We start from the raw sequence: 13,672 nt of genomic DNA on the forward strand, positions 1-13,672 counted from the left end.
GTAAACTGGGAAGCGCTGACCGGGAACTATGCGTTGATTCGCGACGCCATCGAGGCCGTTATTCCGGCGTTTCGCGATTATAACGCGCGTATTGCCGAGCCCGGTGGATTTCGTATGGATACGCCGGCTTCGCGGCGTGAATGGCACACTGCAAACGGTAAAGCTAATTTTGTCGTCAGTCGTCAGCGTGCAGTCGAGCGGGAAAACCAGCCTGCTGAGGCGCTGGTGCTGGCCACACTGCGTAGCCACGATCAGTACAACACTACTATTTATGGCATGAACGATCGCTATCGTGGCATTAGCGGGCGACGTGATGTGGTGTTTTTAAGCGCCGTGGAAGCAACGGCCCGCGGGCTGACTCAGGGCGATGTCGTTAACGTCCAAGCGTTGGATGACCATGGTAAGCCTTGCGTGGATCGTATGATGCACGGGCTAACGGTCGTCATTTACGACATGGCGGCGGGTTCGATCGGCGCGTATCTGCCGGAAGCGAATGTGCTGCTGTCGCTCGATGCGGTCGATACTGAAAGTCTGACCCCGGCGTATAAAAGCGTGCCGGTTATCCTCAGTAAAGCGTAGCTCCTGCTACGAATTTTTCGCCTCTGAGCGCCAGCCGCTGCGTTGAGGTGTATGATAAGTCAACCTCTGTCCGGTTAGTGTCGCAGAGCAGGCAATCAGAGCGAAAAATTCACGCCACCCTGCTCAGGCTGTATTGTTTTGAGGTAAGGTGCATGAGCAAAGGAACGACCAGTCAGGATGCCCCATTCGGGACATTATTGGGCTACGCCCCCGGCGGCGTAGCAATCTACTCTTCAGATTACAGCTCCCTTGACCCACGGGACTACGACGATGATGCTGCGTTTCGCAGCTATATCGACGACGAATACATGGGCCACAAATGGCAGTGCGTCGAGTTCGCGCGCCGTTTTCTCTTTCTCAACTATGGCGTAGTCTTCACCGATGTGGGTATGGCCTGGGAGATCTTCTCCTTGCGTTTCCTGCGCGAAGTGGTGAATGACAATATTCTGCCGTTACAAGCATTCCCTAATGGCTCACCCCGCGCGCCGGTAGCAGGCGCTCTACTTATCTGGCAAAAAGGCGGTGAGTTCAACGAAACGGGCCATGTGGCGGTTGTCACCCAGTTGCTGGAAAATAAAATCCGTATTGCTGAACAGAACGTGATCCACACGCCGCTGCCTCCCGGACAGCAGTGGACCCGCGAGCTGGAGATGGTGGTTGAAAATGGTCACTACACCCTGCGTGATACCTTTGATGACACCACGATCCTCGGCTGGATGATCCAAACTGACGATACCCGCTACAGTCTGCCGCAGCCAGAGATCGACAATGACGCCCTGAAGATTGGCGGCGCGAGACTGGAAGATAGCGGACAGTTTGATGGTAAGTGGCTGAACGAGCAGGATCCGTTGCAAAAAGCCTACGTATTGGCAAATGGTCATGTGATCAATCGGGATCCGCATCAGTACTTCACCATTACTGAAAGCGCGGAGCAGGAGCTAATTAAAGCGACCAACGAACTGCATCTGATGTATCTGCATGCCACCGACAAAGTGCTGAAAGACGATAACCTGCTGGCGCTGTTCGATATTCCAAAAATTCTCTGGCCGCGTCTGCGCCTCTCATGGCAGCGTCGTCGGCACCATATGATCACCGGTCGTATGGATTTTTGTATGGATGAGCGCGGGCTGAAGGTGTACGAGTACAACGCCGATTCCGCATCGTGCCATACCGAAGCAGGCCTGATCCTTGAACGCTGGGCTGAGCAAGGCTACCGTGGGCGCGGGCACAATCCTGCAGAAGGGCTGATCAACGAACTGGCCGGCGCCTGGAAGCACAGTCGCGCGCGTCCTTTCGTTCACATCATGCAGGACAAGGACATTGAAGAGAACTACCACGCGCAGTTTATGCAGCAGGCGCTGCATCAGGCCGGGTTTGACAGCAAAATCCTCCGCGGACTGGACGAATTACGCTGGGATGATGCCGGCCAGTTGATTGACGGCGACGGTCGTTTGGTGAATTGCGTCTGGAAAACCTGGGCATGGGAAACCGCGATCGAGCAAGTGCGTGAGGTGAGCGAAACCGAATACGCTGCCGTGCCAATTCGTACCGGACATACTCACCAGGAAGTACGACTGATTGATGTTCTGCTGCGCCCGGAAGTGCTGGTCTTCGAGCCGTTGTGGACGGTTATTCCCGGCAACAAAGCAATATTACCGATCCTGTGGCAACTGTTCCCTCATCATCGCTATCTGCTTGATACTGACTTCACTGTTAACGACGAGCTGGCGAGAACCGGTTATGCCGTGAAACCTATTGCAGGACGTTGTGGCAGCAACATCGATCTGGTCAGTCACGAGGAAGAACTGCTCGATAAGACCAGCGGTAAGTTTGCTGAACAGAAGAACATTTATCAGCAGCTTTGGTGTCTGCCCAACGTTGCCGGTAAATATATTCAGGTTTGCACGTTCACCGTGGGCGGTAACTACGGCGGCACCTGTCTGCGCGGTGACGATTCGCTGGTGATTAAAAAAGAGAGTGATATCGAACCGCTTATTGTAGTGAAAGGGGCGTAACCTTTCAGGTCTGTTTCTGATTGCGCTAAAAAAGCCGGGGTATTTTGGAGTGACCACGCTCCGGTAGACAGTTTCTGTCCTCACGGCGAGGCCTTTTCGAAGGCCTCCGGGCTGAGGCCACCGAGGTGGCTGTGGCGTCGGTTACGGTTGTAGAACACTTCAATGTAATCGAAGATATCCGCCCGGGCCATGTCCCGGGTTTTATATATGCGCTTCCTGATGCGCTCTTTTTTGAGTGAACTAAAGAACGATTCTGCCACTGCATTGACGCTCCTATGTCAAGAGCGGGCGATTGGCATAAGCGAGGTCCGATAAAATCAATGGATAGAGTTCACGGACAATGTAGCGTTTTAGGCATCTCAGGATCTCTTTGGTCGACAGCCCTTCACCAGTCCTTCTGTCGACATAGATTCTTGTGCGCGGATCACTACGCATGCGCACAAGGGCTATTGTCCACAAGGCGTTGTTTGCTTCACGTGAGCCGCCACGGTTTAACCTGTGCCTGACTGTTTTTCCTGATGATGCTGGTAACGGATTTACGCCACAGAGCGATGCCAGAGCCGCTTCATTTTTTAAACGTTCGGGGTTATCACCTGCAACAGCCAGCAGTGTTGCAGCCGTCTGTGGTCCTACCCCAAACTGGCTACGAAGATTACTGGCATCTTTACGGGTCAGTTTATCCAGTGATTCGTCCAGTTTATTCAGCTCTTCAGTCAGTGCCTTCCATCGTTTCGCAAGGCTTCGAAGCGTGCTGCACAGGGCTATCCGCAATGGCGAGTACTCTGATACCTCGCTGTTAAGGCAGGCGGTAACACATTCGTGTGGTTTCGATTTCCAGAGTTTGTCGCGAACATCCTGCGGGGCGCTCACCAGCAGAGCACGAAGCTGATTAATCGCCTGCGTGCGGGCTTTTATTGCACTGCGTCTGGCTACGCTAATAATCCGGAGAGCTTCACAAGCGCCGGACTGCATTTTTGGTATGGCCTTGCTGCTCCCTGAAAGTACTGTCCGGGCTGCATTTTCTGCATCCAGGGGATCTGACTTCCCTTCAAGGCGACGTTTTGAGCGATCTGGCCGATTAACTTCAACCACATAAATGCCATTCTTAATGAGATAACGTGTTAATGCGGCACCATACGTTCCGGTTCCTTCGATGCCTGCTCGTTCGAGGATCCCAAAAGAACGATCCCAATCAAGTAGTTCCAGATAACCAGTTTGATTTGTTTGAATAATGTGAGTGCCAAGCTGTTTCCCCGCCTGGCTGATAACAGCACCGACATGAATATCAAGGTGTGTATCGACATCCAGGATCACGCTTTCAGAAGATTAGTGGTCGTTTTGCATGGTTTGCCCCCAGATATTGGTAGCACAACCATCCCCATAGTAGGACAGGACACTCGGGATGCATCACAAAGCTCCTATCAGGTCACAAACGCTGGGCCCGGCTATGCTCGGGAAATACCAGAATCGGACGACAGATCAACACAAAGGCATTCGAGCCAATCCCAGCACGGGTCAGTCCGATCGGGTATTTGAAAGTATATTAGAATGAGTGTCCCAGCAGTTGCCGCGACGACTCATGCTCGGCACCAGATCGTTGGCCCGGCAGAACCGCGGCCAGTCATCACTGCCATACTGACTGCCCTGATCGCTGTGAACAATGACGTTTTCTGAAGGCTTACGCCGCCAGACCGCCATCAGCAACGCATCCAGTGCCAGCTCGTGTGACAGTGTCGGTTTCATCGACCAGCCCACCACATTACGGGAAAAAAGATCGATAACCACTGCCAGGTACAACCAGCCCTGCCAGGTGCGGATATAGGTAATATCGGTTACCCAGACCTGATTGGGCTTTACCACCGTAAACTCACGTTGTACACGGTTAGGGGCTATCAGTGACGGTCGCCCTTTGATTCCCCGTGGCACTTTATACCCATGTACTGCCTGTATCCTGTTTTTCTTCATAATTTTTGCAACACGATTTCTGCTGCACGATTCACCGATTTCACGCAGATCTCCGTGAATCCGGCGGTAGCCGTAAACGCCACCGCTCAGCGTGTAGGAGTCCCAGATTAACTCCAGCAGTCGCTGATTATCTTTTTCTACCGCAGAAACAGGACAGTGAAGCCAGACATAAAATCCGGCACGGGCAACCTTCATAACCCGACACATTACTGCGATCGACCAGATCTCTCGGTGATCGTTAATGAAGCGGTACTTCAGTCGGGCTCCCTTGCATCGGTAATCCCCCCGAAAAACCGGTGTGTTCATAAGTAGAATTCTCTCGTAATCTGAACCGGGGAGATCTCTATGAAAAAATCACGTTTTACTGACAGCCAGATCATGTCCATTCTGAAGCAAGCCGAGGCCGGAACACCGGTGGCTGAATTGTGTCGTGAACATGGCATGAGCAATGCCAGTTTCTATAAGTGGCGTTCGCGTTTTGGCGGGATGGATGCCTCCATGATGACTCGTCTGAAAGAGCTGGAAGACGAAAACCTCCGCCTCAAAAAATGTATGCTGAAGAGCGCCTCAAAGCCGAAATCATTCAGGAAGCCATGGCAAAAAAGTGGTGAAGCCATCGCGTCGAAAGCAGATGGCGCAGGATGCGGTCAGGAGCCGGAATGTCAGCATAAGTTTTGCCTGTCAGTTGTTTGTTGTCAGCGAAAGTTGCTATCGCTATCAGCCTCAACTGAATGAGGAAAATGAGGTTATTGCTGACTGGCTGCTCCACATCACTGGCAGCCAGCGCAACTGGGGGTTTGGCCTGTGCTTTTTGTATTTGCGCAACGTAAAAGGCTTCCGCTTCAACCACAAAGGGTGTACCGAATTTACTGCGAGCTATCGCTGAACATGCGAATAAAGTCGAAAAAAAGACTGAAACGGGATAAACCTGAACCGCTGAGGGTGTCAGAAAGCCGCAACGAATGCTGGTCGATGGACTTCATGCATGATCAGCTATCAGATGGTCGCTCTATCCGTTTACTGAATGTCATCGATGACTTTAATCGTGAAGCACTGGTTATTGAAGTGGATTTTTCCCTGCCAGCAAGTCGTGTGGTGAGGACTCTCGAACAACTCATTGAATGGAAAGGTAAACCGGCAGCAATACGATGCGATAACGGGCCAGAATATACCGGCAAAGTACTGATGTCATGGGCAGTTCAGCAGAAGATAACCCTGAGTTTTATTCAGCCCGGCAAACCTCAACAGAATGCCTATATTGAGCGATATAACCGGACGGTGCGTTATGACTGGCTGGGCCAGCACCTGTTTAACTCACTGGACGAATTGCAGGGCTATGCCACGCAGTGGCAATGGTTTTATAATCACGAACGTCAAAATATGGCACTGAATGGCTTCACGCCGATGCAGCATATTTAACGCATGACCTGATTCTACTTATCACCACCGTTAAAAATGGGGGGGTTACCATATATTCTCTTGTAGGGTTTTTAAATTAGGATTTGCTTACGATAAACTTACCAAGATTGATAAGTTTTGGATTAGATAGAATCTTAGTCGCATATTAATATATTCAGTCAACGACGTGTTACTGAGCGAGTAATACGTGTGGCGATCTCTAATAATTCATCCTTACTCATTGGCGGTTTATCTTTAACCTGACTGCTGTCCTGCGAAATGTAGAGTAATAGGCCGGGTTCCTTGTTTCGGGTATTGATATCCCCTCTAATATAAGCTAGGTAGCCATAATCAATATAATTATGATACTCAGCGACATGCCCGTTATAGTCATAGGTGGGAACATTATTGTAGGTCGCCTTAACAAAGGTTCCTATGCCTTCGCGACCATCCATTTCAATATTCTGCCATTTTGGAGACAGCAGTTCTTTTTTACCCGCCCCCATTAAATAGTGAGTATTCCACATGGCAGTGACAGCCTCTTTCATACTGCCTTCGTCTGAATGAATCTCTTCATTTATCCCCATATCCTGGAAAAAAATCGTCACATCCGGGTGATCAATGAGCCGGTATGTCACGCCCATATCGTGCGACTCCTGTCCTGAATCACCGGCAATGAACCCATAGGGCAGACAAAATCCCTGCTCTGGTGGCACTTCATATAACTCGCGGGGGCGAAAGCGTTTCACCAGCGACTGTACGGTTGGCTCCACTATCGGCGCAGCTTCGTCAGCAGTTAATGTTTTATTTGCCAGTAATGGAACAGTATCAGGCCGGAAAATATATAACCTGTTAGCCCTGTTGAAGTGCAACTCAAAATATTTTGATTGATAAATTGAAAAAGCATCTGAATATTGTTTTATTTTATATGTGGATTTGACGCCGGTTTTATTTTCAGGTATCGCCATCTCAGGATTTTCTTCTTTAAGTCGAACTTTCCTTGCCTCATAATTAACACGAAGTATTTCTTCTATTTTCTCTTTGTACTTATTTATATCGACTGCTTCTTTACTATTCGTTGAAACGCTAATTTCATAATTGGCATAGTGAAACATAGAGAACTGAGACTGAACGGAGGTATCAGTTTGTTCTCCAACCCCATAATAGTCACCAAATGTTATTATTGGCCAAAAATATCCCATGTCACGACCATCATATGGTGGTTTCCTTTTTGTATTAAGTAAGCCATCAAGAGGATATAGAGCCACCTCAAGATTCACGGGCACCTGTATCTTATAATATCCCACACATTCTTCTTTCCATTGCTGTGGCCCTGCATGGACTGCTCCTGTAATACAGGTAAATATTAATATTTTTTTCAACTTCATACAGATACCTCATCGTTCTGTTCTTCGTTACCGACATCCGCCATCTGAGTATCTGGTCGATTGTCTGGTTGTCTGAACGAAATTAAGTCTGAATGATATGGCACTAGGTTATTTTCCTTTTCCGTCCAGTACAATGGTAATAACGTAATATAACCTTTAATCCCACTCAACTTACTTTGATTGTTGAATCTGTTATTTTTATATTTTTTACAAAAATCGATAGAAAAAGGCATATTTAATTCCGCTTCACTAACATGTTTTTTATCACCATTCCATACTGGCCACAGGGATGCCCCAGAGTATACGGAGGAGGGGGTGATGTTTGTTTTATTTGGTTCAGAGATATTATTATTTCCACCGGTATAAATTTCGTTCAGTCCCGCCGGATAATCTCGTGGAATAAAATTAAATACCGCCTCATAGGCTTTTGTGTTTATCTTCGCTTGATCCCTGATAGCCTGCCAGGTTTTCTCTGCGGCAGGTTTATTCAGTATATCTTCAGTTGCCGCTGCTCCCAGTAACTTTTTCCACGCGTCTATTCTCAGATTACGGGCAAAATTACGGCAGGGAACCTGATTGCCGTTACCGTCAATATCAGCAGTACCATTCGCTGTATCTGAAATCAGCACCGCCAGCTCTGAGTCATGATCCCCCTGGAGGCTGCGCTCATTAATATTGGCACTGCCTACCAGAACGTAGCGATCATCTACTATCATCAGCTTACTGTGGACATAGATCTGCTCTGTTACCGGCTTCCCGTCGATGGTATCGTGGTTCCGAAGATTCAGTAAGGTGATATATTCATTACAAGCGCTAAAAGGAATTGTTTCATATTCTACTTTCCCACACTTTTTTTCCAAGTCCTGTATTTTATTGTACCACTCTGCACGACTAATACCTTGTGCTTCCAGTTGCTGTTTTACCCACAGGTATCGGCGGATCCGATTCATTAGACTGTGGCCACCAAAAACCAGCGATTGCCGGGTCTGATGAATCTGTGCCACTATCGTGCCATCGTTCAGCATGCCTTCCGGATGCACTGGCAGGACAATATAAATATGGAACGGTTGTGGTTTATAGCCGAATATCACCCATTTCAGCTTGTCGCTCAGCCACTCCACTATCTGGTTCTTCGGCTGTGCCCAAGCATCTCCGGGCATTTTTCGTGTTCCCCATTCAGTCAGAGGCATATTAAAACTTGCTGCTATTGGGCCTAGGTCATCATTTACAGGGATTGATGGTTCCCCAAATGCCGAGATAAAAAACTGGTTTTCAATATAAATATAATTTTCTGCTTTCTGGATTAGCCCGAGCATGCAGCGCCGGATATCATCCTGCAACATCTTGGGTTCGGTGTTTTTCTGTAATACTGGGGAATGTTTGAACTCATCTTTACGCATCTTCAGCGAGGCGCTACGCAGCACCTGGATCTGGCAACAACCTTTTTCAGGCTGTACAGAGGGTGTGAAGGTAAGTTCGGGCCAGGTTGTTTCCAGAAGACTTGGTTTCGATTTCTGGCAACCATAACTGTTCCAGCGCAGGATAAAATTTTTCACCAGATCATTCACCGCTGGCCCATATATTCTTACCTGGTAGTCCTGCCAAGGTTGCCGGGGCTGAAAAGCTGGATCTAGGCAGGTATTATCTCCAGACGACTGCCAGTATTTCTTATCCGGATCCAGAACATGCTCAATAATGTGCTGTGCTGCTTTTTTTTCTGCCTGCTCAATATCCGGGGGACTTGTATTTTTTCCTTGAGATCTCTGCAACTGTTCGCGCATGGGATCGTACCCGGCCTTTCCGGACTGAGAAATGCTGGCAATGCAGGCGTTATACTGGTTGAGACCCTGACGCCCTTCTGCATCGGCCTTCAGACTGAATCTGCCATCATCATACCGTCCGTAGGCAAGGTCAATCCCGCCGACAAATGCAACGGACTCATCAACTATTACACATTTCTGGTGATGACTGAAAAAGCTACCGGATTTAGAACCTGCCAGTTGTACAAAGAACGCATCCCGACCCAGATGTTGATTCAGTGCAGCGAATACCCGTTCTGTTGCAGCTGCATATGTTTCAATAACCATATTAGCCCAGGGCATAATATATATTTTAAGCTGTGCCGATCGCATTGCTGCTTGTAGCAGGGAGTCAACGAGACGAACATCTGGTTTCAGTTGCGCATCCCAGTTCACCTGCCAGCCGGTAATATAAATCGTTTTTTGTGCATTTTCGAATTCATAAATTAATGCTTCAAAATACTCTTTCCCACCAAGAAAAGCTTTTGCTTCATTACCTTCAGTGAAATTAGCAAAGTTTTCAGATGCAGAGCCTTTCTGACAGGAATAATTCACCCAGTGATTTTGAGTTACCGCCGCCTCGTAGCTCGTCTTTTTTTCTTTAGTAAAATAAACGCTACACGTATTCATCGCTTCCTCAAGAGGCCATATCTTTCCCATAACTTTTTCTTCCCTGTCAGTAAATAAAACAATGAATCTAGCGATGTTTGACTGAACTAACAATATATTCTGCCAGTGCTTTAAGTTCATTAGGTGATATTTGTGGGTGTTCTTTCGTTACCAGAAATGAATAGCTGGAAACATAGACCTGCAAATCTGGCTTCTGGGTACTGTTTTTGGGATCGGCACGGACAAACGCCAGATAGCCATAATCCTTTTTGCCATCTATGCGTGTTACCTGAAGAAAAGAACCTGAACCTTTTCTACCGTCCATTTCTATACTGAACCAGCCCGGAGGTAATAATTCCCTTTTTTGTCCTGGATATAGCATATAAACTTTATTCCATAACCATTTTGCGTAATCCTTTGCATCATAGTTCTTTACGGGGGTTAAATCAGAATTAAGCGGAACCTTATAAGGCAACTGATAGCTGGCATCCTGAAAGACAATCATCACATCCGGATGATTATTCATTCGGTATGTAACCGCCATATCGCGATCCTCCGCGCCTGAATCATTAGCAATGAAACCATACGGCAGGCAAAATCCTTTTTCTGATGGGATTTCATAAAGTTTTCTGGTGCGAAAACGCTCCAGTAATGAGGTTACATCAGGTTCATTATTGAGATTAAGATTTTTTTATTTGCCCCCAAAAGAGGATCAATTCGTCCACCACCTTTCACAAATTGGTATAGTCTTTTATTTTTACTTATATATAGAGAGTGAGAATTTTCATATGAAAGAAAAAAACATCTGGCAAGTAATTTTCTATACTATAAGTGTGATTATGATTTGAAAGTTTTTTAATAGTTCTTTCTTTATACTCATTTAAATTCTCAAAGTCATCCGCCGACATCATTATTCGATAGTTCTGATAATAAAAAAGAGAATAAGGACTGCTGACGTTTTTTCCCTGACTTCGGAGTTGATGATATTCACCAAAAATAGAATCCATCCCACCAAAATCTTCAGTATAGATCCGTTTGGTGGGATAGAGACCAACCTCTATGTCATCAGGTAGTTGCAACTGGTAATATCCAATGCATTCATTTTTCCATATTGTATCTTCTGCACAGGCTAGATACGAATAAAAAAACAGGGAAAACGACAAAAAATATACTTTCATCATCCCACACTCCGTTTGATTTTTTAGTCCCGCGAAAAATGATTGTTAATCGATAAGTGCCGTATGATAATCGATTAAATTATTTTCACCTTCTGTCCAGTGAATGGGTAATAATGTTATATGACCTTTTATTTTTTCCAGTTCCTGTCTTTTACTGTATAACATCTCCCTAAACTCAATGTCCGTTTTATACATACGCCAGAAAGTAACAGAAAACGGCATATTTTTAACTGCATCTGCGATAGTGAGGCTTTTATTTTTATATACAGGCCATAGTAATACAGGCTTACCATCTATATTATCCTCATACAGATCATCTTTGTCTATCTCAATCAAATAGTTTCTGGGTATAAAGTCAAATACATCCTCATAAATCGCGGTATTCTTTATTGCCAGTTCTCTTACCTTTTGCCACCCCTCTGTTTTTGCTGGCATCTGTAAAAAATCACTTAATTCTCCGGCTGCATCACCCAGAAGTTTTTTCCATATATTTAATCGTAAATCACGCGCAAACTTTCTATAAGGCGAGAGTACACCTGAGCCATCAATATCCTGATATCCCCCATCTGTATCCGCTATCAACACCGCCAATTCAGAGTCCCTGTCGCCCAGCAGACTACGCTCGTTAATATTCGCGCTGCCGACCAGAACATAACGGTCATCCACGACCATCAGTTTACTGTGGACATAAACCTGCTCCGTCACTGGCATACCATATAGACTATCGTGAGCCCTCAGATTTAATAATGTGATATACTTCGCACACGCCTCAAAGGAAATCGTCTCATATTGCCGTTCAGCTTCACACTTTTTTTCCAGACCGGGGATCAAATCTGCCCAGTTCGCACGGGACTCCCCGTCCAGTTTCTGTCTGACCCACAGCGCCTGCCGCACCCGATTCAGCAGGCTTTTTGTACCAAACACCAGTGACTGCCGGGTCAGATGTACCTGTGCCACAATTGCACCATTATCCAGTTTTCCTTCCGGATGTACCGGCAGTACAATACAGACATGGAAAGGTTGTTCCACACAGGCATAAATAGAATGTTTTATTCTGTCTCCCAGCCACCCTGCAATCTGATTCACCGGTAAGGCATTCGAGTCTCCAAGTACACCCTTCGTAATTCCGGCCGACAGTCCTGTTATTTCAAGAGCCTCGTCACTCAGTTCAGAAACATCTTCAACGGAGGGTGCTCCAAATGCAGAAATAAAAAACTGGTTCTCAATATAGATATAATGCTCGGCTTTACTGATAAGCAGAAGCATACTTTTCAATATGTCGTTTTGTGTCAGTGAAGGTGGATTATTCATCTCCGCACCATGATATTTCGAACCTGTAAATTCCAGGATTCGCATCTTCAGCGATGCACTGCGTAACACCTGAATCTGACAGGAGCCTGCCTTCGGTGAATGGTATCCGGAACTGTACTGCAAATAAGGTTTTGTTGTCTGCAGCACATTACTCTTTTCGCGATCCGTATAACTGTTCCAGCGCAGCACAAAATTTCGCGTCAGATCATCGACCGCAGGCCCTTTGATTCTAATATGATAATCCTGCCACGGCATCCTGGGCTGAACTGAGGCATCCAGATAATGATACAACTCTCTTTCTCGGTTTTTTTCGTCTTTTTCATTATTGTCCTTATCAGGACTCTGCCACTGATGATGCCCCTGTACCGCACTAATAATATGCTGTATGCCTTCGGACTGTAATTTATTCAGAACATCTGATTGTAACGAACCTGATAAATCCTCCAGCCCTGCTTTGTCAGGTAAATTTTCGGAAGGTGATATAACATCTTCAAGCACAGGGTCATACCTGACAGTGTCAACAGAGCCTGATTCTTTAGCTGGTTCTATATAAGGGATACATGAATTATATCTGTTCATCCCCAGACGGCCTTCAGCATCAGCCTTCAGATTATAGCCATCGCCTTCCCCGTTATATTCATCATAACGGCCATAAGCCAAGTCTATTCCACCGATAAAAGCCACGGATTCATCAACAATCACACACTTTTGGTGATGAGAAAAAAACATACCGGACTGTTCCCCGGCAAGTCGGACATAAAATGCTTCCCGGTCGAGTTTTAGATTTGAGGGCGGCAAATACCCGCTCAGTTGCTTTGGCATAAGTCTGAACCTGCGATGGACAATCCCACGGCATAATATACACTTTCAGCCGGGAGTTCGCCTCTGCCTGTTTTAACAATGCGTCCACCAGACGAACACCTGGTTTCAGTTGTGCGTCCCAGTTTACCTGCCAGCCAGTAATATAAATTGTTTTTTGCGCCGCGTTGAACGCATTGAGCAGTTCCGCGAAATATGCCTTTCCGCCCAGAAAGGCCTTTGCATCATTACCTTCAGTGTAATTAGCAAAGTTTTCAGATGCAGAGCCTTTCTGACAGGAATAATTCACCCAATGGCTTTGAGTTGCCGTTGCCTCGTAGCTCGTCTCTTTTTCTTCAGTAAAATAAATGCCACATTGATTCATCCCTTCCTCAAGAGGCCATATCTTTTCCATAATTATTTCTTCCCTGTCAGTAAATCAAACAATGAATCTAGCGATGTTTGACTGAACTAACAATATGTTCCGCCAGTGCTTTAAGTTCATCAGGTGATATTTGTGGGTGTTCTTCCGTTACCAGAAACGAGTAGCTGGAAACGTAGACCTGCAAATCAGGCTTCTGTGTACTGTTTTTGGGATCGGCACGGACAAACGCCAGATAGCCATAATCCTT

General features: G+C 46.5%; 11 protein-coding genes and 3 pseudogenes. 4 read left to right on the top strand and 10 right to left on the bottom strand.

Going from position 1 to position 13,672, the window contains the following annotated elements; genetic code table 11:
* On the top strand, positions 1-579 hold a 579-nt coding region (locus FDW95_RS24000), incomplete at its 5' end, for a molybdopterin dinucleotide binding domain-containing protein (protein ID WP_283202158.1).
* A gap of 152 nt (positions 580-731) precedes the next feature.
* Positions 732-2,594 (top strand): bifunctional glutathionylspermidine amidase/synthase, encoded by a 1,863-nt coding sequence (gss, locus tag FDW95_RS18080; protein ID WP_115257498.1) that lies wholly within the window; start codon positions 732-734, stop codon positions 2,592-2,594.
* A gap of 80 nt (positions 2,595-2,674) precedes the next feature.
* On the opposite strand, the pseudogene FDW95_RS18085 reads toward gss, so the two are convergent.
* The 3 genes and pseudogenes from FDW95_RS18085 to FDW95_RS18095 form a co-directional block, all read right to left on the bottom strand.
* Positions 2,675-2,860: pseudogene (locus FDW95_RS18085) on the bottom strand (IS3 family transposase); the annotation flags it as partial.
* Between the two features lie 7 nt (positions 2,861-2,867).
* Positions 2,868-3,908 (bottom strand): IS110 family transposase, encoded by a 1,041-nt coding sequence (locus tag FDW95_RS18090; RefSeq protein ID WP_249359203.1) that lies wholly within the window; start codon positions 3,906-3,908, stop codon positions 2,868-2,870.
* Positions 3,909-4,148: 240 nt separating this feature from the next.
* Positions 4,149-4,832 (bottom strand): annotated as a pseudogene (locus FDW95_RS18095) (IS3 family transposase); the annotation flags it as partial.
* Positions 4,833-4,904: 72 nt separating this feature from the next.
* Between FDW95_RS18095 and FDW95_RS24130 the strand changes: the two are divergent.
* Positions 4,905-5,294 (top strand): transposase, encoded by a 390-nt coding sequence (locus FDW95_RS24130; protein ID WP_283202159.1) that lies wholly within the window; start codon positions 4,905-4,907, stop codon positions 5,292-5,294.
* A gap of 69 nt (positions 5,295-5,363) precedes the next feature.
* Complete coding sequence (locus FDW95_RS24135) at positions 5,364-5,978, top strand: IS3 family transposase (protein ID WP_283202160.1); 615 nt, start codon at positions 5,364-5,366, stop codon at positions 5,976-5,978.
* Between the two features lie 158 nt (positions 5,979-6,136).
* Here FDW95_RS24135 and FDW95_RS18105 read toward each other — a convergent pair whose 3' ends face one another.
* From FDW95_RS18105 to FDW95_RS23230, 7 genes and pseudogenes are all read right to left on the bottom strand, one after another.
* Complete coding sequence (locus FDW95_RS18105; RefSeq protein WP_115257499.1) at positions 6,137-7,345, bottom strand: T6SS immunity protein Tli4 family protein; 1,209 nt, start codon at positions 7,343-7,345, stop codon at positions 6,137-6,139.
* Complete coding sequence (locus FDW95_RS18110; protein ID WP_115257500.1) at positions 7,342-9,804, bottom strand: phospholipase D-like domain-containing protein; 2,463 nt, start codon at positions 9,802-9,804, stop codon at positions 7,342-7,344. Before FDW95_RS18110 ends, FDW95_RS18105 begins: the two co-directional genes overlap by 4 nt.
* 37 nt (positions 9,805-9,841) lie before the next feature.
* Positions 9,842-10,402, bottom strand: coding sequence for a T6SS immunity protein Tli4 family protein (locus FDW95_RS18115; protein ID WP_170973023.1), 561 nt, complete (start codon positions 10,400-10,402; stop codon positions 9,842-9,844).
* Positions 10,403-10,514: 112 nt separating this feature from the next.
* Positions 10,515-10,934 carry a hypothetical protein gene (locus tag FDW95_RS18120; RefSeq protein WP_115257502.1) on the bottom strand — a complete coding sequence of 140 codons (420 nt, stop codon included), beginning with the start codon at positions 10,932-10,934 and terminating at the stop codon, positions 10,515-10,517.
* A 42-nt stretch (positions 10,935-10,976) separates the two neighbouring features.
* Positions 10,977-13,040, bottom strand: coding sequence for a phospholipase D-like domain-containing protein (locus FDW95_RS18125; RefSeq protein WP_249359209.1), 2,064 nt, complete (start codon positions 13,038-13,040; stop codon positions 10,977-10,979).
* Positions 12,934-13,455 carry a hypothetical protein gene (locus FDW95_RS23325; protein WP_212734305.1) on the bottom strand — a complete coding sequence of 174 codons (522 nt, stop codon included), beginning with the start codon at positions 13,453-13,455 and terminating at the stop codon, positions 12,934-12,936. Before FDW95_RS23325 ends, FDW95_RS18125 begins: the two co-directional genes overlap by 107 nt.
* Positions 13,456-13,492: 37 nt before the next feature.
* Positions 13,493-13,672: pseudogene (locus tag FDW95_RS23230) on the bottom strand (hypothetical protein); the annotation flags it as partial.

The sequence above is a fragment of the Citrobacter sp. wls718 genome, assembly GCF_005280945.1.
Classification (GTDB): Bacteria; Pseudomonadota; Gammaproteobacteria; order Enterobacterales; family Enterobacteriaceae; genus Citrobacter; species Citrobacter gillenii.

Excerpts from the sequence above, each read along its gene's own strand:
- FDW95_RS24130 (WP_283202159.1), top strand. The coding sequence starts at position 4,905 with ATGAAAAAATCACGTTTTACTGACAGCCAGATCATGTCCATTCTGAAG.
- FDW95_RS23325 (WP_212734305.1), bottom strand. The coding sequence starts at position 13,455 with ATGGAAAAGATATGGCCTCTTGAGGAAGGGATGAATCAATGTGGCATT.
- FDW95_RS18105 (WP_115257499.1), bottom strand. The coding sequence starts at position 7,345 with ATGAAGTTGAAAAAAATATTAATATTTACCTGTATTACAGGAGCAGTC.
- FDW95_RS18110 (WP_115257500.1), bottom strand. The coding sequence starts at position 9,804 with ATGGGAAAGATATGGCCTCTTGAGGAAGCGATGAATACGTGTAGCGTT.
- gss (WP_115257498.1), top strand. The coding sequence starts at position 732 with ATGAGCAAAGGAACGACCAGTCAGGATGCCCCATTCGGGACATTATTG.
- FDW95_RS18120 (WP_115257502.1), bottom strand. The coding sequence starts at position 10,934 with ATGATGAAAGTATATTTTTTGTCGTTTTCCCTGTTTTTTTATTCGTAT.